Source organism: Erwinia sorbitola (assembly GCF_009738185.1).
GTDB lineage: Bacteria > Pseudomonadota > Gammaproteobacteria > Enterobacterales > Enterobacteriaceae > Erwinia > Erwinia sorbitola.
On sequence record NZ_CP046509.1, the window covers coordinates 55684 to 79815 of the forward strand.

26 protein-coding genes and 1 tRNA gene are annotated in these 24132 nt (G+C 53.9%); 14 read left to right on the plus strand and 13 right to left on the minus strand.

The annotated features are described in order from the left end of the window. Positions 1–8: 8 nt before the first annotated feature. The 3 genes from GN242_RS00255 to glyQ all read right to left on the minus strand — a co-directional run bounded on the left by GN242_RS00255 (position 9) and on the right by glyQ (position 4182). The gene (locus GN242_RS00255; RefSeq protein WP_154753305.1) at positions 9–1055 is read right to left on the minus strand and encodes an NAD(P)-dependent alcohol dehydrogenase; all 1047 of its coding nucleotides are present in this window, start codon (positions 1053–1055) and stop codon (positions 9–11) included. Positions 1056–1191: 136 nt separating this feature from the next. After that, positions 1192–3261, minus strand: a complete 2070-nt coding sequence (glyS, locus tag GN242_RS00260) for a glycine--tRNA ligase subunit beta (RefSeq protein WP_154753306.1) — start codon at positions 3259–3261, stop codon at positions 1192–1194. Positions 3262–3270: 9 nt separating this feature from the next. Next, on the minus strand, positions 3271–4182 hold the full coding sequence (gene glyQ / locus GN242_RS00265) for a glycine--tRNA ligase subunit alpha (protein ID WP_154753307.1): 912 nt from the start codon (positions 4180–4182) through the stop codon (positions 3271–3273). Positions 4183–4411: 229 nt separating this feature from the next. Here glyQ and GN242_RS00270 point away from each other — a divergent pair, with 229 nt between their 5' ends. Then, complete coding sequence (locus GN242_RS00270; RefSeq protein ID WP_156286709.1) at positions 4412–5407, plus strand: acyltransferase; 996 nt, start codon at positions 4412–4414, stop codon at positions 5405–5407. 4 nt (positions 5408–5411) lie between these two features. Here GN242_RS00270 and GN242_RS00275 read toward each other — a convergent pair whose 3' ends face one another. Further along, positions 5412–5843: a SemiSWEET family sugar transporter gene (locus tag GN242_RS00275; protein ID WP_156286710.1), complete on the minus strand. Its 432-nt coding sequence runs from the start codon at positions 5841–5843 to the stop codon at positions 5412–5414. Between the two features lie 112 nt (positions 5844–5955). On the opposite strand from GN242_RS00275, the gene GN242_RS21820 reads away from it, so the two are divergent. Continuing rightward, the gene (locus GN242_RS21820; RefSeq protein ID WP_255476743.1) at positions 5956–6078 is read left to right on the plus strand and encodes a hypothetical protein; all 123 of its coding nucleotides are present in this window, start codon (positions 5956–5958) and stop codon (positions 6076–6078) included. Here the strand turns inward: GN242_RS21820 and GN242_RS21885 are convergent. Continuing rightward, a complete protein-coding gene (locus tag GN242_RS21885) occupies positions 6058–6978 on the minus strand; it encodes a GlxA family transcriptional regulator (RefSeq protein ID WP_154753310.1) in 921 nt (306 codons plus the stop codon). The two genes, GN242_RS21820 and GN242_RS21885, sit on opposite strands and share 21 nt — an antisense overlap. Before the next feature lies 1 nt (position 6979). After that, the gene (locus GN242_RS00285; protein ID WP_154753311.1) at positions 6980–7522 is read right to left on the minus strand and encodes an isochorismatase family protein; all 543 of its coding nucleotides are present in this window, start codon (positions 7520–7522) and stop codon (positions 6980–6982) included. A 171-nt stretch (positions 7523–7693) separates the two neighbouring features. Here GN242_RS00285 and GN242_RS00290 point away from each other — a divergent pair. From GN242_RS00290 to GN242_RS00315, 7 genes are all read left to right on the plus strand, one after another. Further along, positions 7694–7788, plus strand: a tRNA-Sec gene (locus GN242_RS00290). Then, positions 7775–7936, plus strand: a complete 162-nt coding sequence (locus GN242_RS21890) for a phage integrase central domain-containing protein (protein ID WP_374189814.1) — start codon at positions 7775–7777, stop codon at positions 7934–7936. Before GN242_RS00290 ends, GN242_RS21890 begins: the two co-directional genes overlap by 14 nt. Before the next feature lie 248 nt (positions 7937–8184). Beyond that, positions 8185–8529 (plus strand): As(III)-sensing metalloregulatory transcriptional repressor ArsR, encoded by a 345-nt coding sequence (gene arsR / locus GN242_RS00295; RefSeq protein WP_154753314.1) that lies wholly within the window; start codon positions 8185–8187, stop codon positions 8527–8529. Between the two features lie 52 nt (positions 8530–8581). Next, entirely contained in the window at positions 8582–9871 is a 1290-nt protein-coding gene (locus GN242_RS00300) for an arsenic transporter (protein ID WP_156286711.1), read from the plus strand. 12 nt (positions 9872–9883) lie between these two features. Beyond that, positions 9884–10309 (plus strand): glutaredoxin-dependent arsenate reductase, encoded by a 426-nt coding sequence (gene arsC, locus GN242_RS00305; protein ID WP_156286712.1) that lies wholly within the window; start codon positions 9884–9886, stop codon positions 10307–10309. 127 nt (positions 10310–10436) lie between these two features. Then, on the plus strand, positions 10437–11153 hold the full coding sequence (locus tag GN242_RS00310; protein WP_156286713.1) for an AzlC family ABC transporter permease: 717 nt from the start codon (positions 10437–10439) through the stop codon (positions 11151–11153). Continuing rightward, a complete protein-coding gene (locus GN242_RS00315; RefSeq protein WP_154753317.1) occupies positions 11143–11472 on the plus strand; it encodes an AzlD family protein in 330 nt (109 codons plus the stop codon). Before GN242_RS00310 ends, GN242_RS00315 begins: the two co-directional genes overlap by 11 nt. Positions 11473–11566: 94 nt before the next feature. On the opposite strand, the gene GN242_RS00320 is transcribed toward GN242_RS00315, so the two are convergent. Beyond that, complete coding sequence (locus tag GN242_RS00320) at positions 11567–12043, minus strand: anti-virulence regulator CigR family protein (RefSeq protein ID WP_154753318.1); 477 nt, start codon at positions 12041–12043, stop codon at positions 11567–11569. A gap of 333 nt (positions 12044–12376) precedes the next feature. Here GN242_RS00320 and kduD point away from each other — a divergent pair, with 333 nt between their 5' ends. Together kduD and GN242_RS00330 are read left to right on the plus strand one after the other, a co-directional pair. Continuing rightward, positions 12377–13138: a 2-dehydro-3-deoxy-D-gluconate 5-dehydrogenase KduD gene (gene kduD, locus GN242_RS00325; protein ID WP_154753319.1), complete on the plus strand. Its 762-nt coding sequence runs from the start codon at positions 12377–12379 to the stop codon at positions 13136–13138. A 60-nt stretch (positions 13139–13198) separates the two neighbouring features. Continuing rightward, positions 13199–13837 carry an RpiB/LacA/LacB family sugar-phosphate isomerase gene (locus GN242_RS00330; RefSeq protein WP_154753320.1) on the plus strand — a complete coding sequence of 213 codons (639 nt, stop codon included), beginning with the start codon at positions 13199–13201 and terminating at the stop codon, positions 13835–13837. 70 nt (positions 13838–13907) lie between these two features. On the opposite strand, the gene GN242_RS00335 is transcribed toward GN242_RS00330, so the two are convergent. Next, the gene (locus tag GN242_RS00335; RefSeq protein WP_156286714.1) at positions 13908–14228 is read right to left on the minus strand and encodes a cupin domain-containing protein; all 321 of its coding nucleotides are present in this window, start codon (positions 14226–14228) and stop codon (positions 13908–13910) included. A gap of 3 nt (positions 14229–14231) precedes the next feature. Further along, the gene (locus GN242_RS00340; RefSeq protein WP_154753321.1) at positions 14232–15413 is read right to left on the minus strand and encodes an oligogalacturonate lyase family protein; all 1182 of its coding nucleotides are present in this window, start codon (positions 15411–15413) and stop codon (positions 14232–14234) included. 515 nt (positions 15414–15928) lie between these two features. On the opposite strand from GN242_RS00340, the gene GN242_RS00345 reads away from it, so the two are divergent. From GN242_RS00345 to GN242_RS00355, 3 genes are all read left to right on the plus strand, one after another. After that, the gene (locus tag GN242_RS00345; protein ID WP_154753322.1) at positions 15929–17503 is read left to right on the plus strand and encodes an MFS transporter; all 1575 of its coding nucleotides are present in this window, start codon (positions 15929–15931) and stop codon (positions 17501–17503) included. A gap of 87 nt (positions 17504–17590) precedes the next feature. Beyond that, positions 17591–19663, plus strand: coding sequence for a right-handed parallel beta-helix repeat-containing protein (locus tag GN242_RS00350; RefSeq protein ID WP_156286715.1), 2073 nt, complete (start codon positions 17591–17593; stop codon positions 19661–19663). 24 nt (positions 19664–19687) lie between these two features. Next, positions 19688–20368, plus strand: a complete 681-nt coding sequence (locus GN242_RS00355) for an oligogalacturonate-specific porin KdgM family protein (protein WP_154753324.1) — start codon at positions 19688–19690, stop codon at positions 20366–20368. Between the two features lie 234 nt (positions 20369–20602). On the opposite strand, the gene GN242_RS00360 is transcribed toward GN242_RS00355, so the two are convergent. The 4 genes from GN242_RS00360 to GN242_RS00375 all read right to left on the minus strand — a co-directional run bounded on the left by GN242_RS00360 (position 20603) and on the right by GN242_RS00375 (position 24128). Further along, positions 20603–21349 (minus strand): sulfite exporter TauE/SafE family protein, encoded by a 747-nt coding sequence (locus GN242_RS00360; RefSeq protein WP_156286716.1) that lies wholly within the window; start codon positions 21347–21349, stop codon positions 20603–20605. A 78-nt stretch (positions 21350–21427) separates the two neighbouring features. Beyond that, positions 21428–22369, minus strand: coding sequence for a metallophosphoesterase (locus tag GN242_RS00365; protein WP_154753326.1), 942 nt, complete (start codon positions 22367–22369; stop codon positions 21428–21430). An 11-nt stretch (positions 22370–22380) separates the two neighbouring features. Beyond that, positions 22381–23208, minus strand: coding sequence for a carbohydrate ABC transporter permease (locus tag GN242_RS00370; protein ID WP_374189546.1), 828 nt, complete (start codon positions 23206–23208; stop codon positions 22381–22383). An 8-nt stretch (positions 23209–23216) separates the two neighbouring features. Next, positions 23217–24128, minus strand: a complete 912-nt coding sequence (locus GN242_RS00375) for a carbohydrate ABC transporter permease (protein ID WP_156286717.1) — start codon at positions 24126–24128, stop codon at positions 23217–23219. Between the last annotated feature and the right edge of the window lie 4 nt (positions 24129–24132).

Below are 24132 nucleotides of genomic sequence, written 5' to 3' on the forward strand. Positions count from 1 at the left end.
GGGGCAGTTTACTTCCCGGCTTTCATATCAATGACAAAGCGGTACTTAACATCCCCTTTCAGCATTCTTTCAAACGCCTGCTCCACCTCATCCAGACGGATCACTTCCACGTCGGACACGATATTGTGCTGGCCACAAAAATCGAGCATCTCCTGCGTCTCTTTGATACTCCCGATAGAAGTACCGGAAATGCTCAGACGCCTGAACACGATTGGTGTGACATCCGGTGACTTATGCGGTGAGTCAGGGATCCCCACCAGCACCAGATGACCATTCGTTTTCAGCGCGCTGAGGTACGGGTCAAGGTCGTGCGGGGCGGCTACGCAGTCGAGGATCATATCCAGGCTGTTTCTCACTCCGGCCATCTGTTCTGCGTCTTTCGAGACAACCACCTGGCTGGCACCCAGGCGCAGGGCATCAGCCCCTTTCGCTGGGGAGGTGGTGAACAGCACCACTTCGGCACCCAGCGCTGCCGCCAGCTTTACCGCCATATGGCCGAGGCCGCCGAGGCCGATCACGCCCACACGCTGGCCCGGCTGGATATTCCAGTGCTTCAGCGGTGACCAGGTAGTCACGCCCGCGCACAGCAGCGGTGCTACGGCGCTGAGTTCCAGGGTTTCCGGCACGGTAACCACAAATTTACTATCGACCACAATGCTGTCGGAATAACCACCAAAGGTTTTCCCTCCGATGACCTTTTCATCGCTGTTATAGGTCGCGGTGAAGCCCTCTTCACAATATTGCTCTTCGCCGTCGTGACACTGGGCGCAGTGGCCGCAGGAGTCGACCATGACGCCGACGCCGACCAGATCCCCGGCTTTAAAGGCGCTGACTGCGCTACCGGTGCTGATTACGCGGCCAACGATTTCATGGCCCGGCACCAGTGGAAACTGGCTGACACCCCATTCGTTGCGCGCCATATGCAGGTCGGAATGGCAGACGCCACAGTAGTGAATATCGATATGTACATCGTCAGCCTGTAGCTCACGACGGGTAAATTCGAAGGGTTCCAGCGGGGTGTTTGCTGCTTTAGCAGCGAATCCATAGGATTGCATGATGACTCAACCTGGTTGGCGAAAACCGCACAGGGTAGGGAAAGGGCGCTCTGAGGGCAAGGCGGAATTGTAAAGCGGGGTAACCAGAAAGGGTTACCCCGTAAGCAGGGATCGGACAGACCCGACCCGCGCTGGATTACTGTAGCAGAGAGATATCGGCAACCTGGAGGAACAGCTCGCGCAGTTTCGCCAGCAGCGTCAGACGGTTGATACGCACTTCTTTCTCTTCGGCGTTAACCATCACTTTATCGAAGAAGTTATCTACCGCTTCACGCAGCTGTGCCAGCTCAATCAGCGCATCCTGGTAGCGACCTTCTGCAAAGAACGGCTGCAATTTGCTGCTCAGGGCGGAAACATAGGTCGCCAGTTTGATCTCTTCATTCTCTTTCAGCAGAGACGCCTGGACGCTGTCGTTCAGCGGCTCGGTCGCTTTGGCGAGAATGTTGGAGACGCGCTTGTTAGCGCCAGCCAGGCTTGCTGCCTGCTCCAGGGTGCGGAAGTGAGAGACTGCCTTCATACGTGCATCGAAATCTGCCGGACGCGTTGGACGACGAGCCAGCACCGCCTGAATGGTATCGACACTGTGGCCCTCTTCCTGGTACCAGGTACGGAAACGGCCGAGCATAAAGTCGATCACTTCATCAACCACTTTAGCGTTAGAGAGCTTGCTGCCATACAGGCGCACGGCTTCTTCCGTCAGGGTTTGCAGATCGAGCGGCAGATTCTTCTCGACGATAATACGCAGCACGCCCAGCGCAGCACGGCGCAGAGCAAACGGATCTTTATCGCCTTTCGGATGCTGACCAATACCGAAGATTCCCGCAAGGGTATCCATCTTGTCAGCGATAGCCAGCGCACAGGCCACCGGATTGGACGGCAGATCGTCACCGGCAAAGCGAGGCTGATACTGCTCGTTCAGCGCGATTGCTACATCTTCGGCTTCGCCGTCGTGACGTGCATAGTGCATGCCCATGACGCCCTGAGTGTCGGTGAACTCAAAGACCATATTGGTCATCAGGTCACACTTCGACAGCAGGCCTGCGCGGGTAGCGTGATTGACGTCAGCACCTGTCTGCGCGGCAACCCAGCCCGCCAGCGCCTGAATGCGGTCAGTCTTGTCACGCAGCGTACCCAGCTCTTTCTGGAACAGCACGGTTTCCAGACGCGGCAGGTTATCTTCCAGACGACGCTTACGGTCGCTGTTGAAGAAAAACTCGGCATCAGCAAGACGCGGGCGCACCACTTTCTCGTTACCGGAGATAATTTGCTGCGGATCTTTCGACTCAATATTAGTGACGAAGATAAAGTTCGGCAGCAGTTTGCCCGCCTTGTCGTACACCGGGAAGTATTTCTGGTCGCCCTTCATGGTGTAAACCAGCGCTTCGGCCGGCACCGCGAGGAACTTCTCTTCAAACTTCGCCGTCAGCACCACCGGCCACTCCACCAGGGAAGTGACTTCTTCCAGCAGGCTGTCGCTCAGATCGGCGATACCGCCAATTTTGGCAGCAGCGGCTTCGGCATCGGCTTTGATGGTGGCTTTACGCACGGCGTAATCAGCCTGCACCTTGCCGCGCTCCAGCAGGATCTGCGGATACTGATCGGCGCTATCGATGGTGAATTCAGGTTCGCCCATAAAGCGATGGCCACGAATAGTACGTGCTGATTCGATACCCAGAATTTTCGCCGGGATCAGCTCATCGCCCAGCAGCAGCGTCACGGTATGCACCGGGCGCACGAACTGTACCTCAGAGGCACCCCAACGCATCAGTTTCGGGATGGGCAGCTTAGTCAGTGAGGTGGCGATCATCGCTGGCAGCAGGGCCTGGGCGCTTTCACCCGTCACCTGAGCACGATACAGCAGCCACTCGCCTTTGTCGGTGCTCAGGCGCTCGGCCTGATCAACGGTAATACCGCAGCCGCGAGCCCAGCCTTCAGCCGCTTTGCTCGCGACGCCGTTGGCATCAAACGCGGCCTGAATGGCCGGGCCACGTTTCTCTACTTCGCGATCTGGTTGAGCAGCGGCGAGGTTTGCCACTTTTAACGCCAGGCGACGTGGAGCAGCAAACCAGCTTACTTCGCCGTGGGCGAGGCCTGCGGCATCCAGTTCAGCGGTGAAGTTGGCCGCAAAGGATTCAGCCAGGCTGCGCAGTGCTTTTGGTGGCAGCTCTTCGGTGCCGATCTCCACCAGGAAGGTTTTTTCAGTCATGGCTGCCTCTTATTTCTTGTTATTGCACATCGGGAAGCCCAGTGCCTCGCGGGAGGCATAGTAAGCTTCAGCCACGGCTTTCGTCAGGGTGCGGATGCGCAGAATATAGCGCTGACGCTCAGTGACGGAGATCGCTTTACGCGCATCCAGCAGGTTAAAGCTGTGCGCGGCTTTCAGAATACGTTCGTAGGCAGGCAGCGGCAGTGGTTTTTCCAGCGCCAGCAGGCTTTGCGCCTCTTTCTCGTACTGCTCGAAGCAGGTAAACAGGAAGTCGACGTCGGCGTATTCGAAGTTGTAAGTGGACTGCTCCACTTCATTCTGGTGGAACACGTCGCCGTAGGTGGTTTTACCCAGCGGGCCGTCGCTCCAGACCAGATCGTAAACGCTGTCCACGCCCTGGATATACATCGCCAGGCGCTCAAGGCCGTAAGTGATCTCACCGGTAACGGGTTTGCACTCCAGACCACCCACCTGCTGGAAGTAAGTGAACTGCGTCACTTCCATGCCGTTCAGCCACACTTCCCAGCCCAGACCCCAGGCACCCAGCGTTGGGTTTTCCCAGTTATCTTCCACAAAGCGGATATCGTGGATGGTCGGATCCATACCCAGCTCTTTCAGAGAACCAAGGTACAACTCCTGAATATTGTCCGGAGATGGCTTGATGATCACCTGGAACTGGTAATAGTGCTGAAGGCGGTTCGGGTTTTCACCGTAGCGACCATCGGTTGGACGGCGCGACGGCTGCACATAGGCAACGGCGGTTGGTTCCGGACCCAGCGCTCGCAGGCAGGTCATTGGATGAGAGGTACCAGCGCCCACTTCCATATCCAGCGGTTGGATGATGGTGCAGCCCTGACGTGCCCAGTAATCCTGTAAGGTCAGGATCAGCCCCTGAAAAGTCTTGGTATCAAACTTTGGCATGTTGATTTCGCACGCGATACGAGTAGTTATAAAAGTGGGCGTCAGTATACCCTTTGACCGTACCTATTACCAAAATGCCGTGATCATTCCTCGCTGAATTTTTTGTCGCCTGCGCCACATAATCCCTTCATCCTCGTCCTATTTTTCCTCTCTCAGGTTGTTGAAGCGTGGCTGCCCGGCTACCCTCAATCTCGCATTACAGTAGAAGTGACCGTGAAATGAGGACGAAATGTCGCAAAAGATTGGTTGGATAGAGAATTTACGCGCGGTTGCCTGCCTGATGGTGATTATGATTCATACCACAACCTGGTATGTCACCACCGGGATGTCGGTGGGAGAACACAGTTGGGATCTCTCCAACCTGCTTAACTCGGCTTCGCGGGTCTGCGTGCCGATTTTCTTTATGATTTCCGGTTACCTGTTCTTTGGTGAACGCAGCGCTCAGGGGCGGCATTTTCTGCGTATCGTACTCTGCCTGCTGTTCTACAGCAGCGTGGCGCTGATTTATATCACGCTGCTGACGCCGATCAACGAAGCGCTGTCGGTGAAAAATCTGCTGCAAAAACCGGTGTTCTATCACCTGTGGTTCTTCTTTGCGATTATCGTTATTTACCTGCTTTCACCGCTGATTCAGGTTAAACCGGTGCGTGCGCGTTATCTGGCGGTGGTGACGCTGGTGCTGGCGCTGCTGGCGAATCCTAATACCGTAGACAGCTCCATCGCCCGCTTTCACTGGCTGCCGATCAATCTCTATATCAGCGGCGACACCATCTATTACCTGCTTTACGCGCTGTTTGGCCGGGCGATTGGCATGATGGAGACAGAAAAACGCGGTGTATCCTGGCTGGCGGGGGGCGTATTTTTCGCCTGTGTGCTGATGATCGCCTTTGGCACTAAGCGCCAGTTTGCTATTAACGGTGCTTTTGCCGACACCTGGTATCTCTACTGCGGCCCGGCCGTATTTATTGCTGCCGTCAGCCTGCTGATACTGTTTAAAAATATCTTTAACGATCGCGTCAACCCGTTCTTTGCGCTGATCTCTCGCTGTTCGCTGCCGATCTATGGGTTTCACGCTCTGTTTATTCACTTTATGCGTACCCATGACCTGGATAACACCAACCATCCGCTGCTCGATATACCGCTGATTTTTGGTATTACCCTGGCAGGCAGCCTGCTGCTGGCGCTGGGCTTACAGAAGCTTGACAGGCGTCGTCTGGTTAGCTGACTTTTTAATCACGGCGCGATGAACGGGAGGCTTTTAGCGGGCGCAGTCGTCGGATGCGGGGGTTAAGGATCACCCCAGGCATACGCACCAGCCTGCGGCGATTAGGGTTAGGCACCGGCCGCTCGTGCCACAGTTTGAGCATGATCACCGTCAGCGCCAGCAGCGCCGTAATTCCGTTGGCCGCCATCACCGGCACATCCCCCATGCGGTGGCCGTACCACGTCCAGCACGACACGCCAAAGAACAGCGCGGCCCACATCCCCAGCGACAGGCCGCTGGTATCCTTGTTTTTCACGATATGCATCACCTGGAGACAGAACGATCCAGTGGTCACCCAGGCCGCCAGCGTTCCCAGCCAGACCGGCCACGGTGACAGAAAGATTATCGATAACAGTGCCAGTGCCACAGTGGCGGCAACAACTAACAGGTTCTTCATAAAAGCCCTCGTATCTGTGTTAAGCCCCAAACTCATTTTTGCTAAAGCGGTTTAGCTTTTTATCAAAAAAAAGCGAATGTTACTAGTAACACTAGCACAGGAATTCAACAAATTGAAACCAGGTGGGATCGGTGGCGAAGTGAAAAACCTGTGTGAACAGGATCGCCTGGCCAGTGCCGGCGACCTCAAAAAGGATATTATTGCTACTACCGTTTTACGCTTGCCAGCGCTGTAACGCCCTGCGCAGCTGGCGCGAAGAGGAGAATCCGGCTGAGAGTGCGGCACGTTCGTTGCCTTCCCCCTGCTGTAAACGCTGCCGGGCAATGGTCAGCCGCAGCTGCTCATGATAATCGCGTACGCTAATTCCCAGATGCTGGCGGAACAGACGCGTCAGATGACGTGCGCTGACATGCACTTTGGCGGCAATCTCCTCCAGTGGCCACTCCTGTTCCGGTTGCAGAGAGAGCAGATCCTGCGCCCGATGGATCGCCGGATGGATATGATTGCGGTAGCGCAGCCAGGGCGACAGCTGCGGGTCTTCCCCTGACCGCCGGAAATAGACCACCATTTCGCGCGCCACATCCATCGCCGTCTGGGCACCGCACAGACGGTTAATCAGATGCAGCGACAGATCGATACCGGCAGTAATCCCGGCACTGGTCCAGATACCGCGATCTTCGACAAAAATGCGGTTTTCTTTGACGATCGCTCCCGGTTCTGCCGCTTTAAGCCGCTCTATCACTTCATGATGCGTGGTGCACTGAACGCCGTTCATCAGTCCGGCTTTTGCTGCCAGCAGCGATCCGGAACAGACGCAGACTAACGTTACCTCGCGGGCATGTATGGCGGGCTGGATGCGCATCAGCCAGTTACGTGCTGCCATCGCCTGTGGAGTGTCGAACCACACTTTCGAGTCATGAACCCCGGGGATCACCAGCAGGCTTCCGGCAGGTAATGCCTCCGGCAGCGGCTCGATACGGCTGATATACATCTCGGTAGAGCTGAGAACGCTCTCATCCGGGCCGATATAGCGCAGGGAAAATGCGCCCGCCGCCAGCTTCAGTGTTTCCGCCGGACCGGTCAGATCCAGCGTCATCACACCGGGCAGGGTTAAAAACCACACCGGGGTCGTCATGTTATGCAAGTTCCTTAAGGCAGCCCTCAACGGTACGGATCTCAGCAAAACGATTAATCAGCACGCTTTCGGTACGGTGGCGTAAATCGGCAATGCTCAGGGTAATCCCATCATGGGTGATTGGGAAGGTCAGCGTTGCTTCGGTCACATAGGTCACACGATAGCCGAAGTCTGACGCTACGCGCGCAGTGGTTTCACAGCACTGCTCAGAGCGCAGGCCGGTGATAATCACATGCTTCACTTCGTTCTGCTCCAGCCACTGTTGCAGGCCGGATTCCGTCAGAGCGTTATGCACTCTTTTTTGGAAGCTGGCTACCGGCTGATGTGTCAGAAATGGCAGGCGTACCACCAGACCAGACTCCGGCGCAAACGCCCCTTCACTCTCCACATGAAGTATATCCACCACAGGAATGCCTTTAGCCTGGCAGCCCGCCACCAGTGTGCTTAATGCTTTTTCAAACGCCGGAGTTTCCGCCGCCTCATTGTAGCCACGGTGATAGAAGGATTGCTGCGCGTCAATCACTAACAGTACGGTATCGGTCATTTCTGGACTCCTGCTGAATGGGATTAACGCTATGATGGACGGGATATGGCAAGGAAAGAAGGCCAAAAACGGACAGCTTGCTGCCGGTGGCGGACATCACAAAAACAGAAGGAAAAACCGGAGTTTATTTGTGGTCATTGGCGATGATATACTCTGCGCCTCTGCAATGAAGGAAGATCGTCGTCTCCGGTGAGGCGGCTGGACTTCAAATCCAGTTGGGGCCGCCAGCGGTCCCGGGCAGGTTCGACTCCTGTGATCTTCCGCCAAAAAGATATCTTACCTCTCACGGGAAGACTCCCTATCGTTAAGATTAAGCAGATGGACTGCCTTGCGATTCTTCGTCACCCCGAAAAGCGCGGTGCTTTAGAGAAAATGCGCAAAGTCCGCCAGTGTTGTAATCAAATCTACCGTTAAGCTGTCGTTACCGTAAGATCTGCTGACACTGATGAACGCAGAAGCCCGCTGTCAGTGGGCGGAGAGCCTGGTCAAAACTTAACTATTCGGAAATTCAGGATAGTTCGCCACACTGCTCCAATGGAGCGTTCAGTCAGAAATGTATCTGTATACACTCACTCTCAATATATGCGAATAAACATATATAATATTGACAGTTTTTTACCCCTCATTAATAATCAGTGGGTCAATATGAGGTGTTTATTTCAATGAAATCTCTGCAACTTTTTAAAATCCTCTCCGATGAAACCCGCCTGGGGATTGTTCTGCTGCTCAGGGAGATGGGGGAGCTGTGCGTGTGCGATCTCTGTACGGCGTTGAATCAGTCCCAGCCCAAAATTTCTCGCCATCTGGCAATGCTGCGGGAGAATGGGGTTTTACTGGATCGTAAGCAGGGGAAGTGGGTTCACTATCGCTTATCTCCGCATATTCCTGCATGGGCCGCTGAGGTCATTGAGCAAGCCTGGTTAAGCCAGCAGGATGAGGTGCAGGCTATCGCCCGTAAGCTGACATCAGCCAACTGCTCTGGCAGCGGTAAAGCTGTCTGTATCTAAAATTTATCTAAACATATATGATTTTACATATATAACTGTTTGAGGGGGTTTTATGTTACTGGCAGGGGCAATCTTTATTCTGACTCTTGTGTTGGTTATCTGGCAGCCGAAGGGCTTGGGGATTGGCTGGAGCGCCATGTTCGGCGCGATACTGGCTCTGCTATCGGGCGTGGTACATATTGCGGATATCCCGGTGGTATGGAATATCGTCTGGAATGCGACCGCCACTTTTATTGCCGTGATTATCATCAGTCTGCTGCTGGATGAGTCAGGATTTTTCGAATGGGCTGCGCTGCATGTTGCCCGCTGGGGAAATGGTCGCGGACGCCTGTTATTTACCTATATCGTGTTACTTGGCGCGGCAGTAGCGGCACTGTTTGCTAACGATGGCGCAGCGTTAATTTTGACGCCGATCGTGATCGCCATGCTATTAGCGTTAGGATTCAGCAAAAGGGCCACGCTGGCATTTGTAATGGCAGCAGGTTTTATTGCTGATACAGCCAGCCTGCCACTGATAGTCTCCAACCTGGTGAATATTGTCTCGGCTGACTTCTTCCATCTTGGATTCACGGAATATGCTTCGGTAATGGTACCTGTAGATATTGCGGCCATTATCGCTACGCTGGGGATGTTGCATCTGTTTTTCCGTGCTGATATCCCACCCGCCTATGATCTGGCACGGTTGAAAGAGCCAGCAAAAGCCATCAAAGACCCCGCAACCTTTCGCACCGGCTGGGTGGTATTACTCTTGTTGCTGGTTGGCTTTTTTGTCCTTGAACCGCTCGGTATTCCGGTGAGCGCGATCGCGGCGGTGGGGGCTGTTATCCTCCTGGTCGTGGCTAAAAGTGGTCACGCTATTCATACCGGGAAAGTGCTGCGCGGTGCGCCGTGGCAGATTGTGATTTTCTCGCTGGGGATGTATCTGGTGGTTTATGGCCTGCGCAACGCGGGGTTAACGGGGCATCTTTCCGGCGTACTGGATCTGCTGGCGGGTAAGGGGCTTTGGGCCGCAACTTTCGGCACAGGAATTCTCACCGCGTTTCTGTCATCCGTAATGAATAATATGCCAACGGTTCTGGTCGGCGCACTGTCCATTGATGGCAGCACCGCGTCAGGCGTTATTAAAGAAGCGATGATTTATGCCAACGTTATAGGCTGCGATCTGGGGCCTAAAATTACCCCTATTGGCAGCCTTGCGACACTGCTCTGGCTGCATGTACTTTCACAGAGGAATATGACCATCGCCTGGGGATACTACTTCCGCACCGGAATTATCATGACTCTGCCCGTGCTGTTTGTCACGCTGGCTGCGCTGGCCCTGCGCCTGTCCTTCACTATTTAATGAGAGACTAAAATGAGCAATATTATCATCTATCATAATCCGGCCTGCGGCACGTCGCGTAACACGCTGGAGATGATCCGTAACAGCGGTACGGAACCGACCATTATTTATTATCTTGAAACTCCGCCCTCACGTAATGAACTGGTCAAACTCATGGCTGATATGGGCATCACGCCGCGAGCGCTGCTGCGTAAAAACGTTGAGCCGTATGAAAAAGAGGGCCTTGCAGAAGAGTGTTTTACTGACGAACAGTTAATTGATTTTATGCTGACATACCCTATTTTGATTAACCGTCCAATTGTGGTGACCCCGCTGGGAACCCGGCTGTGCCGCCCTTCAGAAGTGGTACTGAATATTCTTCCCGATGCGCAGAAAGGTGCTTTCACCAAAGAAGACGGTGAAAAAGTCGTTGATGATGCCGGTAAACAACGAAAATAAACCTTCAGCCACCTGATTTCACACACTTATTAAATTATCGGGTGATTATAAAGTGATTTATGCGATTTTATTAAACCTTTCCCCAATGCATAATACCTGAGGACGTAATATTAAAAAGGATGAAAAAGTGGCAACGGGAAATACCGAAATATATCAACTAAACCGCACTCTGGTCTGGTGCGGATTCAAAAAACTTACTCCAATTTCTCTCTTTGTGATCGTATTTGGGGCCGCTTTTGGCCTGGCCGCCACTCAGGCGGGGTTAAGTGAATCAACCATTGTTATCATGAGCACCTTCGTTTTTGCCGGGGCGGCCCAGTTTGCAGCCCTTGAGCTGTGGGGCGTGCAGGTTCCGCTGTTCACGATGATGATTACTGTATTTGCCATCAATGCCCGTCATCTGCTGATGGGTGCCACGCTCTACCCCTGGTTACGGCATCTGTCACCCTCAAAAAAATATGGCGTGATGCTGGTTGCGTCTGATGCCAACTGGGCAATGTCGATACAGGCATTCAGCCGCGGTCTGCCGGGGTTAGGGCTGCTGGTCGGCGGCGGACTGGCGCTATGGTCATTCTGGGTTTTCGGCACCTGGCTTGGGGTTTATTTGGGGGCCACGTTAAGCGATCCCAAAAGTCTTGGGCTGGATATGGTAATGGGGTGTTTTCTGTTAGCCATGGTGGTGGAGGGGGAAAAGAACCTGCGCATGATGGCCATCTGGGGCACCGCAGGGCTGTCATCCATACTGGCTTACTGGTATTTACCCGAAAACAGTCACGTCGTGGTTGGTGCTCTGTCCGGGGGAGTTATCGGGACAATATGGCCGGAGAGTGCAAATGAACATTGAAATCTCAGGGGCAGGCGCGCTGATCGTTGTTTTTGCCATGGCGCTGGTAACACTGGCAACGCGCTGGGGTGGCGTGTGGATCATGTCATTTGTACCCATTAATAACCGGGTTAAGAGATTTATCCAGGCCATGTCGGGTTCGGTGCTGATCGCTATTATTGCACCCATGGCCATAGCGGGCGATAACGCTGCCCGCCTGGCGTTAGCGACAACCGCAGCGATGATGTTGCTACTAAAAAAACCATTGCCTGCGATTGCGGGTGGCATCTTCGTTGCGGCTTTAGTCCGCTATATCCAGGTTCAGAGTGGGCTCGTTTAACACAGCAGTCTGCGCAGCAATATAGTGGGAAAGTGAATACAAAATAATCCCATAATGCGCTGATAAATCATTGGGGTATTGGTTTGCATCAGCATTAATCAAACACCCCATTAATAATTGCTGTCACCACTGCGGTACTGAGTGCAATCAGCACCAGGTTATCGCCGACGATTTTCCACTCATAGCCCGGGTAATAAGGAAGCTGTCCCAGCATTGAGGCAGGGACGGATTTTTTGGCGATCCCCGGCGGCAGAGGTTTGCCGCGAGCCAGGTTTTTTGCAATGCCGGGCGGCAAGGAGCGATAGCCCGTCAGTCCAAAGTTCAGAGCAAGATGTCGCGCTTCATCAAAGCTGATATCGGAATCGACCCTGTCGGGTTTGCCGTAATTTTTACCATGTCCTGATGAGGCTCCATTTTTTTGGCTATGTTTTTCTTTCTGACTATGGCCGTTATTCCCCTTCCCACCGCCATTTCCATTCCCGTTTCCCGGATTAGCCAGAGCAGGCGCAGCCAGCAATGAGCAGGAGATAATGGCGGCCAGCGCCACAGTTAAATTACTGTGCTTCAACATGATCTGATCTCCTGTGGGTGTGTCTTAATAAGATTAGAAGATACGCTAAAAAATCACCATCTTCCGCGTGCTCAGTCGTGCATTAAACCTTTGACCGGGCGTTTAGCGTAAAAATATCCGCGCATCACTTCACAGGCCTCTCTTCTCAGGATGTGATCTCTGCAGCAAAAAAAGATACTCAGGTTTATATAAAATGAAACATCGTTTCATTTTGTTGAGTTCGCCGCGTTTTGCCGTTAAGCTGACCTTATCAGTTTCGGCATCGGGCACTGTCCGCTCACTTACGAGTCACGGAAAGCGCCTGAACATGTTTGATTTAACGAAGGAAACAACATGATTCTGGATAATTTCTCCCTGGCGGGAAAAGTGGCGGTGGTGACCGGATGTGATACCGGTTTAGGGCAGGGGATGGCACTTGGTCTGGCGGAAGCGGGCTGTGATATTGTCGGCATCAATATTGTTGAACCTCTTGAGACCATAGAACGCATCGCGGCAACCGGGCGGCGCTTTCTCAGCCTGACCGCTGACCTCAGCGACATCAACGTGATCCCGGCACTGCTGGAACGAGCGGTTGCGGAGATGGGGCATCTGGATATCCTGGTCAATAACGCGGGGATCATCCGTCGTGAAGATGCCATCGACTTCAGCGAAAAGAACTGGGACGACGTGATGAACCTGAATATCAAATCAGTGTTCTTTATGTCACAGGCGGTGGCAAAACAGTTTATCGTGCAGGGAACAGGCGGGAAAATCATCAATATCGCTTCGATGCTCTCCTATCAGGGCGGTATTCGCGTACCGTCTTATACTGCATCAAAAAGTGCTGTAATGGGTGTTACCCGTCTGCTGGCGAACGAATGGGCGCAGCACCAAATCAACGTCAACGCCATTGCACCGGGCTATATGGCGACTAACAACACCCAGCAGCTGCGTGCTGATGAAGCGCGTAGCGAAGAGATCCTGGGCCGTATCCCGGCCGGGCGCTGGGGGCTGCCAGCCGATCTGATGGGGCCGGTGGTATTTCTCTCATCCCAGGCTTCTGACTACATTAATGGCTACACCATCGCCGTTGACGGCGGCTGGCTGGCACGTTAACTCATCCCAAATTAACTGATGTGCAGCAGGTCAGCCTGCTGCCCCTAAGAGGACGTATCAATGAAAATTGCACTGATGATGGAAAACAGCCAGGCGGCAAAAAACGCGATTATCCTGAAAGAGCTGAACGCGGTCGCCGGGGAAAAAGAGTATCCGGTCTATAACGTTGGCATGTCCGACGAGCAGGATCACCATCTGACTTATATCCACCTTGGCATTATGGCCAGTATTTTGCTGAACTCGAAGGCGGTGGATTTTGTGGTGGCAGGCTGCGGTACCGGGCAGGGTGCATTGATGTCGCTGAACCTGCATCCGGGCGTGATCTGCGGTTACTGTATCGATCCGGCAGATGCTTTCCTGTTCGCTCAAATCAATAACGGTAATGCGCTATCGCTGCCGTTCGCTAAAGGTTTTGGCTGGGGTGCCGAGCTGAACGTACGCTTTATCTTCGAAAAAGCTTTTGCAGGAGAGAAAGGTCAGGGATATCCCGCCGATCGTAAAGAGCCTCAGGTACGCAATGCGGGCATCCTGAATCAGGTGAAAGCCGCCATTGTTAAAGAGAACTACCTGGATACGCTGCGCGCCATTGATAAAGAGCTGGTGAAAACTGCGGTATCAGGCGAGCGCTTCCAGAAATGCTTCTTCGAAAATAGTCAGAACAAAGAGATTGAAAGCTTTGTGCGTGAAATCCTCGCGTAATTGATTTTCATTTTTCGCAGATATAAAAAAACCGGTGCAGATGGCACCGGTTTTTTATTGAGCAGATAAATTATAAAAAGTCCTGCCGCTGCGGCGTGAAAGTATCCAACAGCACGCCTTTTTCCAGGCAAACACAGCCGTGCACAATATCCGGCTTTTTATACAGCGTATCGCCTGCCGCTACCTCGTGCGTCTCGTCGCCGATAGTAAAGCGGAAGCGGCCGGAGAGCACATAGGTCAGCTGTTCATGTACATGGTGATGCATCGGGCCAATGGCGCCAGTCTCAAAGCTGACCTCCACCGCCATCATGCTGCCACCATGCGCGAGAACGCGACGGCTTACGCCATCGCCCAAATCCTGTAATGGTCTGTCTTGCTTAAAAATAAACACGGCTTAATCCTTCCTTAACGAGTGGAGCAGGCTATCCGGGATCTCGGCCAGATAGAGCGCAGGCAGTCCTTCATGATCGGTGGTGAACAGCACATGGCGGTCGTCCGGTGAAAAAGAGGGATGCGGATGCGTAACCTGACGGTCACCGTCGAGCACCCGCCACGAACTGTTATGTGCGGCCAGCGGCGCATACTGACGGGTCTGTGCATCGAAAATATAGAGCCACGGGTCATTTTCAATGGTGTGGCTGGCGGTATCTTTGACATCTACCGGGGTGCCGGAACCATCGCCAACCAGCAGCGTACCGTTCTCATTGCTCATCAAATGCGAACAGGCTGGCATGGTCATCAGGCTGATATCTTCACCGGTTTGCGGATCAAAACGGCGAATATGGCGGTCGTGCTGGCCTTTCAGGTAGGAGACATACACCAGCGCCGAACCGTCCGGCACCCAGAATTCATGGGTACAGCTTTCCCCCGGCGCATGCTCTTTCACTTTACGTACGTCGCTGCCGTTTTCGTTCACCAGCCACATACGCGCATCGACCAGGTCGTGCGGGCCTTCATGGCAGAAGGCAACGGTACTGTCGTCAAACGGGCGATAGATCGGGTGACCCAGCCACTCATTTTTCTCATGGATAACGTGAGACTGACCGCTGAGAAGATCAATACGTAGCAGGCGGCAGTGCGGATTACTGTGATAGAAGGACTGGAAAATTTTCCAGTCTGACAGCGGCGTCCAGTCCTCGCGGCTGATCTCAATACCCACCAGGCTGGTGCATTCACTGTTGGCGACCCATGTACCGTAACCCACCCAGGCCTCCGGCACCTGATATACCGTTTCCTCGCTGAAGTCATCCAGCGCCACGCGTTGCAGCAGGCGTTCATTTTTCACGTAATAGAGGTAGCCATCATCAGGCGAAAGAAATCCGCCAAAAGTGTTATCGCCTTTGCCTTCGGTGAGCTGTACCGCCTGCTGCTTTTGCAGATCCAGCAGGTAATAGTTGCGATTACCGTCGAATTCACCGGCAAACAGCAGCTTGCTGCCGTCGCGGGTAAAGCACTTTTGGTAGAAGTAGTTACGGTGGCACAGTACGTCAGGCGGGGTTAAGCGCGTTACCCGCGCGCCGGTCTGTGCATCTTCAACGGTGTGGAAGTTGAATTGAATCTGAGAACCTTTTGCCATGATTCACTCCATCGGTGGCAATGAGTTTCGCCTTGCTTCTGGCGTCTTCATTAAATTGAAATGCCGTTTCATAAATATGAAAACACATTACCACTGCGACGAATAAAACATCGTTAATCGCTGTCAGAAATGCAAAGCCGATCACAAAATAGCCCTTTTTTCTGTCTGAAAACCGCATCGACAGCCTGGCAGGGGTGACGTGTCGCTCTCTCTGATTAAAGGGTTTTCAACGTTCCCTGGTGGCTGTTGTTATATTTAAGTGACTGTATTGTAGTTAAAAATATGGAGAAAGCGGTCACAGCTCCCGACGAAGAGATGGGGTGGAAGGCGCTGGCTTAGTCAAATTCTTGATAAGAATGTTACTCGTATCGCAAATCTGTGCGAGAAATCATCACCTGGTGTTTTAACTGTGAGTTAATTCACATCTATTCATCCGCCTTATCTATATAAAACACCGTATCTATAAAAATAAAACAACGGTTCATTTTTATAAAATCTCTCTGGGCGGGGCTCACATGAACGCAGAAAAACCAATTTTATTCAGACATCAGCTGGCATACGGCGGTGGTAACTTACTCGGTAGCGGGGCGCTGGCAATTGCCGGTATCTGGTTACTCTACTTCTATACAACGTTTTGCGGGCTGACGCTGTTGCAGGCTTCGGCGATCTTCTCTGTTGCCAGCATTATTGACGCCATCAGTAACCCGCTGATGGGCTATCTCTCCGATAACTTCGGTAAAACCCGCCTCGGCAAGCGTTTTGGCCGCCGTCGCTTCTTTATCCTGCTCGGGATCCCGCTGATGATGGTCTATCCGCTGCTGTGGATGGAAGGCTTCGGGTTCTGGTATTACCTCTCTACTTATGTGCTGTTTGAGCTGATCTATACCTCGGTGATGGTGCCTTATGAAACCCTCGCCACCGAAATGACCACTGACTTCTCGGCGCGCTCCAAGCTGACGGGTTACAAAGCGATTTTCGGTAAGGTTGCGAACTTCCTCGCCGCGTTTATTCCGGGCCAGTTCATTCTGATCTACGGTAAAGACTCTGCACAACCTTTCTTCTACACCGCCGTTACCTACGGTGTGATTCTGTGTGTGGCGATGGGCATGCTCTGGCTCTCTTCCTGGGAGCGTCCGGTAGAAGAAACCACGCCGGTTGAAGAGAGGAAAATGACGCTGGCGAAAACCATGCTGACGCTGATACGCGATATGAAGTCGACCTTCCATCTGCGTGTGTTCCGCAAACATCTGGGCATGTATCTGTGCGGATTTGGCGCGGAGTGGCTGTTTGCCTCGGTATTTACCTACTTTATCATCTTCGTGCTGCAATATGACCCGGCGATGGTAGCGGGGCTGAGTAGCCTTAACTCGCTGCTGCAACTCTTCTCCACCGCTATCTTCATCGGCATCTGTGTGAAGCACGGCTTCAGCAAACCCTACATTCTGGCGCTCTGCATCGTTGTGTTCTCCGTGGTGTGTTACAGCCTGCTGCACTTCCTCCATCTGCCGCAGCAGTACGCAACGGCGGCCATGCTGACTATTACCGTGGTGTTCGGAATTGGTACGGGCGGCGTGTACTACATCCCGTGGACGGTTTACACCTTCCTGGCGGATATCGATGAAGCGTTTACCGGCCGTCGCCGCGAAGGGATCTACGCCGGAGCCATGACCTTCTCCGGTAAGCTGATGCGCTCGGTGATTGTCTTTGTGATGGGTAGCATCCTCAGTTTCTACGGTTTCCAGTCTAAATCTCACACCCAGCCGGAAAGCGCGGTGATGGCGATTGCCCTGGTGTTCTGTGTGGGGGTTATTGCGCTGGCGCTGATGGCGATGGTCTTCAGCCATCAGATGAAGCTGAACCGCAAAACCCATCTGGTGGTACTGGGCGAAGTCGCGAGGATCAAATCCGGCGGGCTGATCGGCCATGTGCAGCCAGAAGTGCGCGCGGTAATGGAAGAGCTGATCGGCTATCCGTATGAAGAGTGCTGGGGTAACAGCAAAGTGTGCCGCAAAATCTTTGATACCCCTGCCGTTGAGCTGGTTGAGGTGCCTGAACCGAAACCGCTGGTGAGCCGCACGCAGCACCCGTAACTCCCCGTTTAAAAACGCTATTAATTCACTCACCGACTGGCCGGGAAACCGGCCAGCGGTACCCTGCGCGTAAAGGATAAGAACGATATGTGGGAACGCAAACTGTGTATTATCACGTTGTCCCTCGGGCTGAGTGCGTCCGCCGTGGCTGCGCTGCCGGAAACCGGCAAGCTGGTCTGGCACAGCATCACTTTTGGTCAGTCGACCGACGTTAATTTTGCCACTAACGTGCTGGCGGAAAAAATTGGCAGAAATGAAACCCTGCTGGCCGACGGTAAAGCGGTTGCGGCAGAGGGCAGCCTGCTGACCACGCCGTTTACGCTTGAAAGCCGTGGCGGGAAAATCGGCAACAGTCACGATGGCCTGACCTTCTTCTACACGCGTCTGCCAGCTGATGCCAACTTCCGGCTGGAAGCCGAGATCACGCTTAACCAGTTTGGCCCGGAAAATGGTGCAAAACCGGCCGGGCAGGAGGGTGCCGGGCTGTTAGTGCGCGATATTTTAGGGCCTGCGCGCGCGCCAGAGGTAAAACCGGGCATTGAAGAGCTACCGGCTGCGTCGAATATGGTGATGAATAGTGTCATGGCGACAGGCGACAAGCCGGCAGAGATAGCGCTGATTGCCAGGCAGGGCGTGCAACAGCCCTGGGGCAACACCGGTATTGGCATTGTGCGCGAACCCTATCATCTGCTGACCAGCCCGCAGCATTTTTCCCTGCGTCTGGCCCGGACAGATAGCGGGTTTGAGGTGGCCTATGCGCCTCAGGGCGGCGACTGGAGCAGCAAAAGCATACCGGGCGCAGACCGCATCACGCAGCTGGATAAAACCCACTATTACGCTGGATTTTTCGCCGCGCGTAATGCCAGCATCACCGTGCACCGCGCCACGCTGACGCTCAGTGATGCCCACACCCAGCCGGGCGTGCCTTATGTGGCACCCGCCCTGCAATCGCGAATTGAAGTGATGTCATCGCCGATTCTGACCCGGCGTGACGGCCTCTTCCAGCTTCGCACCAACGGTAACGGCAAGCTCTCCATCAAACATGGCGGGAAAGCACTGCTGCATGCAAAAACCGTACGTGGCGGTGAGGTGGTAACGGTGCCGGTTCATGCAACAGCGGCAGAGAGCGTGCTGAACGTTGCTTTCACCCCCGATAACGGCCACCCCCTGAATCAGAGCTACCCGTTAACCCTGGCGCAGGTCAGTAACCCGGATGAGCTGTACGCCTCAGCGCAGGGCACGGCCGGGAACGACGGTTCACGCGAACATCCGCTCGATTTTGCCAGTGCGGTCAATCTATTAGCTCCGGGCGGCACGCTGTGGCTGGCGGAGGGCGAGTATCCGGCCAGCGTTATTCCGGCTACGGCCAGCGGCACCGGGAAGCAGCCGAAAACGCTGCGGCCTCAGGGCAGCAACGTCGTGTTTAACGGACTCAAACTCGACGGCAGCTACTGGCATATTCAGGGCATTACGGTGACGCAGAAAAGCTTTCATATTGCCGGGAGTTACAACCATATCGACCGCGTTCGCGCCCATCATGCCGATGATACTGGCATTTGGGTGGCATCGCCGGACGGTATTGGCCGTGCGCTGTGGGCCAGTCATAACCTGATCAGCAACGCCGAGTCCTGGGGCAATCAGGATCCGGGGCGGAAAAACGCTGACGGCTTTGCGGTGAAAATGCGTGTCGGTGAGGGCAACCGCCTGGTGAACTGCTATTCCCATGACAACATCGACGACGGTTTCGACCTGTTTAACAAAATTGAAGACGGGCCGAACGGCAGCGTGACGATCGAAAACAGCCTTTCGGTCAATAACGGTAGTAACGGTTTCAAGCTCGGGGGCGAGGGGCTGCCGGTAGCGCATGTGGTGCGCAGCAATGTGGCGCTGGAAAACGGTATGGATGGCTTCAGCGATAACTTTAACCCCGGAGCGTTGAGCGTTGAGAATAACCGGGCGCTGGATAATCATCGCTTTAACTTCCTGTTCCGTCCGTCGCCTTACACTACGCCGGACAAGCAGGGTACCTTTAGCGGCAATATTTCGCTGCGTACGGTGCCGGGAAAATATGACGATGTGGTCAGCGGAAAGGCTGATGACAGTAATTATTTTTATAGCGTGACAAAGAGTGAATTAATCAAAACTAAGATCCAAAAATAATATCAATATCTCTGGGATACCAAAATGAAAAATAACAGACTGCTGCTCTGCGGTCTGCTGCTGGCCAGCGCCAGCAGCCAGGCCGTGACTATCGACCTTCGCCATGAGTGGCTGGACGACAGTAAACAACATAAAGACCGGGCGATGGTGTCACATCGCTTTGATAATGGCTTTGGTTTTTCACTGGAAGCCAAGTGGAAATCGGGCGGTGAAAATGAGAATAAAGCCTTTAACAATCTGGTGGATAACGGTACGGAGAGTACCATAAGCTATCAGTATAAGGTGACCCCGGCCTGGTTCCTGCAACCGGGATTCACCCTGGAATCCAGTTCAGACAACAGTATCTATAAGCCGTTTCTGACCACCGGATACCAGTTCGACAGCGGCATCTATTTCAATGTGCGCTATCGTTACGAATATACGCGTTCGACCAAAGAAAATACCGAAGATAAGAAAACCAACCGGGGTGAATTCTGGCTTGGCTATCGTCTTGCCGACTGGCGCTTTGAATATAACTATATTTATAAACACAGCGATCAGGTTTTATATGATAACGACAAGTGGGATTATGAGCAGGATCTGAAGGTTGCCTACAATATTAATAAGCAGTGGACGCCGTATGTGCAGGTGGGTGATGTTTCTGTCAGAAAAACCGCTGATGACAGACAGACGCGTCTGCGTATTGGTGTGCAGTACAACTTTTAACGTGAACTGATACCATCAGGCAAAACAGTCCGCCGGAAATCCTGGCGGACTGTTGTTATCACCCGGTCACGGAAGGGTTCAAGCGCTTCGCCCACAACCTCTTCATTCAGATACGGGCCATAGTGATTTTAATTCATCAAGTTACGCTAATTAGCCGTGAAGGGGGATTAGGATCGTGATGATGCATGATGAGTCGCGCTCCATAGAACCCGGCCGAGGTCAGGATCGCCGGAGTTAGCTGATATATCGCAGTATCAGCATGGCACCGGAGGTCAGCAGCAGCACATTGAGCATCTTGAGAAACTGTTCACGCGACATTCTGAGGGTGAAATGTCGCCCCAGCGTAATACCAATCAGCATCCCGGGCAGCAAAGCTGCCGCCAGCAGCAGCAGGTTTTTATCCATATACACCCCGGCGAGGGCAAAAATCACCACGCGAGTCAGAGTGCTCAGGCCAATCAGCGTGGTCTGGGTGATGCGCAGCGTCTCTTTATTCTCGATACGTCCGCTCAGGTAGATGGCATAAATAAAGCCGCCGCTGCCGAACAGCGCGCTGAACACGCCGCCTGTCAGCCCAAAAGGCACGCTGGCTTTATGCGAAAACTGACGCTGAGGCTTCAGGCCGCTCAGGGAGTAAAGGGCATAGGCGATAACAAACAGCCCCAGCGCCAGCAGCAGGATATCCGGACGGGTGGTTAACAGGAGCGCGGAACCCACGAGGCTGCCAGCTATCATCAGCGGTACCAGGCGTTTTAATTCAGGCCAGGCGGCGCTGCGGCCGTCGCGGCTGACGTTAACGACAGCGGCGCACATATCCAGCAGCGCCAGCAGTGGCACAATTTTCGCCACAGGAAGATAGAGCGCCATTACCGGGCTGGCGATCAGGGCGCTGCCGAAGCCAGCCATGCCAAAAATCACATAGGCCACCAGCAAGGTGACCGCCAGAACCAGATAAGCGGAAAGTGGGAGCAGATCCAGCACGACAAAGTTCCTTCTTGTCAAAACGGGGGACTTTACACATTTTAGCAGTAAAAAAAATTGAAGCAGATCTGATAACAACTAATTTTTGGTAAGTATCCGACTGATTTCGTTGCCATATCCCCGTACAGTTACTACGCCATCCACTACTTCCACAATCGCAAAAGGCACTTCTTTTGCCCCATCGAGCATCCCTTTCATGATGACAAAGTCGGTATTCTCACGCCGCACATAGCCGCCGCGATGATCGTGCCCGGTAAAACAGGCGCGTACCTGATAGCGGCACAGGAGATCGGCCAGTACATCACCGTTCCACAGAATATGGCCGGTATGTGGCGTCAGCGGATAGTGGCCAAAGACCACGACCGTTTCCCCCAGCTGCTGCGCCTGTTGCAGCTGAACCTCAATCCATGCGAGCTGGGCGCTGCCCACCGCACCATTCCAGGGTTCGGCCTGCGGCTGATGGCGCGCCAGCAGATCGGCAAGCATGGTTTTCGCCAGCTGGCGTTCATCACCGTTGCCCTGATTGCAGTAAAGGCTGATGTCATTACCGTCGAAAACGATAAAACGATAGCCCGCCAGGCGAAACTGATAGTAGCTTTTCGGTAAACCCGCCGGTGGGGTATGCGCCGCTTTCAGGCGATCGGAAATCACCTGCGCATCATGGTTACCAATCACAATCGCGTGCGGATGGTGCAGCGTCTCATACAGTGGCAGCAGCGCCGCGTAGCTTGACCAATGGCGATCCACCAGGTCGCCCAGCGTTACGACAAAATCGAGCGGCTGGCGATTAAATGTCGCGATCGCCTCTGGCAGTTTGTGCAGCGCATGGCGGTAATAGAGATTTTTAGCGACATCCGCGTCAACATCCGCGTACTGCGGGTCGGCAATCAGACCAAATCGCAGCGTGCTGTCAGCCGGATGAGTGGAACGCATTACCGGCGGCTGGTAAAGCATTGCGGCAGCGCCCAACGCCTGGCGTTGCAGAGGGGAAAGCGGATGCGGAGTGGTTGCAAAAGACATAATTACCTCCGTTAGCGGATACCTGACCGCATAAAAGACTGAACAAACTGACGCTGAAAAATCAGGAACAGCACCAGCAGCGGCATTGAAGTCATCAACGTTGCAGCACCGACCAGCGCCCACTGCACCCCCTGTTCCGGAGCAGAAAACAGCTGTAAACCGACGGTAATGGGTCGCACGTTAACCGAGTCGGTGATCACCAGCGGCCAGAGGAAATCATTCCAGTGAAAGCTGATCGACACCAGCGCGAAGGCGATATACACCGGCCTGGCCAGCGGCACATAGATACGGCGCAGAATCGTCCAGCGGCTGGCTCCCTCGACGATTGCCGCCTCTTCCAGCACCAGCGGAATGCTTTTGAATGTCTGGCGCAGCAGGAAAATAGCAAAGGCCGAGGCTAAATAAGGCAACGCAATACCCCACAGACTGTCGCGCAGCCCCAGCGCTCCCACGGTTTTGTAGTTGTTGAGGATCAGTACGTCGGGACTGATCATCAGCTGCAACAGGATCAGTGCAAACAGCAGTCCGGAGAACTTCAGGCGAAAACGAACCAGGGCATAGGCTGCCATGGTAGCCAGCAGCAGCTGGCAGACGACAATCATCAGCACCAGCAGCGTAGTGTTAAGGAAGTAACGGGCAAACGGCGCGGCATGCCAGGCATCAACAAAATTCTGTGTCGTCAGCGGGGAAAACAGCACAAAGGTGCCCTGATCTGCCGCCGGATGAATGGCGACCCAAATCGCCACCAGAATAGGTAAAAACCACAGTAGCGCCGCCAGCCAGATCGCCAGATTCAGGCACAGGCGGCCTGCGGAGAATGGCCGGGCGGGAAGCGTCATCGTCAGGCTCATTGGTAATGGGCTCGCTTATCCAGCAGGTTGAATTTGATTAAGGCGATAGCGCCGAGGATCACCAGCAGCACCACGGTCATTGCCGAAGCTGCCGGTAAATCCCAGAAGCTGAAGGCGGTACGGTAGATATAAAACAGCAGGAGACTGCTGCTGTTATTGGGGCCGCCGTTGGTCATGGCGATCACCTGGTCGACGATGCGAAAAGCATTCATCGAGGCGTTAATCAGAATAAACAGCGTGGTTGGCATCAGCAGCGGCCACTGTATACGTCGGAAGAAATGGCCCCGTGAGGCACCTTCGATCTCTGCCGCTTCGCTCAGTCGCGGGTCAATCTGCTGCAAAGCTGCCAGGTAGAAAATCATAAAGAAACCGGCTTCGCGCCACACGGAGACCGCCATCAGGCTCCAGAGTGCACTGTCGGGATCCCCCAGCCAGTTGACGGGCGGCAGGGAAAATAGCGCCAGCAGCTGGTTCAGCAGGCCGAGCTGTGGCGTATAGAAAAATAGCCACAAATTGGCGATGGCGATCATCGGCAGCAGTGACGGTATAAAAAATGCCGCGCGGGTCAGCGCACTGCCGCGCAGGCGGCGATTAACGGCCAGCGCCATTAGCAGAGCCAGCCCGACCGACAGCGGAATAGTGACCGCCGCATACAGCAGATTATTACGCAGCGACAGCATAAAAATGTCGTCATCCAGCAGCGCCGCGTAGTTATCCAGACCGACAAACTGCGCCGGATGCCCGTTGCGTGACGCTGAGAACAGGCTCTCCCACATCGTGGCAACCGCCGGGTAATGGGTAAACGTCAGCAGAAAACCCAGCGCCGGTAACAGCAGCAGATAGCCATAGATCTGTATTGACAGGCCACGCTGGCGTGCAGCAGGAACCGCGGTGTGAAGAGAGCTCATAGAG

What these genes read in the sequence shown, in the direction of transcription:
- GN242_RS00340 (WP_154753321.1), bottom strand. Translation starts at nt 15,413, where the DNA reads ATGGCAAAAGGTTCTCAGATTCAATTCAACTTCCACACCGTTGAAGAT.
- GN242_RS00285 (WP_154753311.1), bottom strand. Translation starts at nt 7,522, where the DNA reads ATGACCGATACCGTACTGTTAGTGATTGACGCGCAGCAATCCTTCTAT.
- GN242_RS21885 (WP_154753310.1), bottom strand. Translation starts at nt 6,978, where the DNA reads ATGACGACCCCGGTGTGGTTTTTAACCCTGCCCGGTGTGATGACGCTG.
- GN242_RS00370 (WP_374189546.1), bottom strand. Translation starts at nt 23,208, where the DNA reads ATGACGCTTCCCGCCCGGCCATTCTCCGCAGGCCGCCTGTGCCTGAAT.
- arsR (WP_154753314.1), top strand. Translation starts at nt 8,185, where the DNA reads ATGAAATCTCTGCAACTTTTTAAAATCCTCTCCGATGAAACCCGCCTG.
- GN242_RS00375 (WP_156286717.1), bottom strand. Translation starts at nt 24,128, where the DNA reads ATGAGCTCTCTTCACACCGCGGTTCCTGCTGCACGCCAGCGTGGCCTG.
- GN242_RS00365 (WP_154753326.1), bottom strand. Translation starts at nt 22,369, where the DNA reads ATGTCTTTTGCAACCACTCCGCATCCGCTTTCCCCTCTGCAACGCCAG.
- GN242_RS00320 (WP_154753318.1), bottom strand. Translation starts at nt 12,043, where the DNA reads ATGTTGAAGCACAGTAATTTAACTGTGGCGCTGGCCGCCATTATCTCC.
- GN242_RS00345 (WP_154753322.1), top strand. Translation starts at nt 15,929, where the DNA reads ATGAACGCAGAAAAACCAATTTTATTCAGACATCAGCTGGCATACGGC.
- glyQ (WP_154753307.1), bottom strand. Translation starts at nt 4,182, where the DNA reads ATGCCAAAGTTTGATACCAAGACTTTTCAGGGGCTGATCCTGACCTTA.
- glyS (WP_154753306.1), bottom strand. Translation starts at nt 3,261, where the DNA reads ATGACTGAAAAAACCTTCCTGGTGGAGATCGGCACCGAAGAGCTGCCA.
- GN242_RS00350 (WP_156286715.1), top strand. Translation starts at nt 17,591, where the DNA reads ATGTGGGAACGCAAACTGTGTATTATCACGTTGTCCCTCGGGCTGAGT.
- GN242_RS00270 (WP_156286709.1), top strand. Translation starts at nt 4,412, where the DNA reads ATGTCGCAAAAGATTGGTTGGATAGAGAATTTACGCGCGGTTGCCTGC.
- GN242_RS00300 (WP_156286711.1), top strand. Translation starts at nt 8,582, where the DNA reads ATGTTACTGGCAGGGGCAATCTTTATTCTGACTCTTGTGTTGGTTATC.
- kduD (WP_154753319.1), top strand. Translation starts at nt 12,377, where the DNA reads ATGATTCTGGATAATTTCTCCCTGGCGGGAAAAGTGGCGGTGGTGACC.
- GN242_RS00330 (WP_154753320.1), top strand. Translation starts at nt 13,199, where the DNA reads ATGAAAATTGCACTGATGATGGAAAACAGCCAGGCGGCAAAAAACGCG.
- GN242_RS00315 (WP_154753317.1), top strand. Translation starts at nt 11,143, where the DNA reads ATGAACATTGAAATCTCAGGGGCAGGCGCGCTGATCGTTGTTTTTGCC.
- GN242_RS00255 (WP_154753305.1), bottom strand. Translation starts at nt 1,055, where the DNA reads ATGCAATCCTATGGATTCGCTGCTAAAGCAGCAAACACCCCGCTGGAA.
- GN242_RS00355 (WP_154753324.1), top strand. Translation starts at nt 19,688, where the DNA reads ATGAAAAATAACAGACTGCTGCTCTGCGGTCTGCTGCTGGCCAGCGCC.
- GN242_RS00275 (WP_156286710.1), bottom strand. Translation starts at nt 5,843, where the DNA reads ATGAAGAACCTGTTAGTTGTTGCCGCCACTGTGGCACTGGCACTGTTA.
- arsC (WP_156286712.1), top strand. Translation starts at nt 9,884, where the DNA reads ATGAGCAATATTATCATCTATCATAATCCGGCCTGCGGCACGTCGCGT.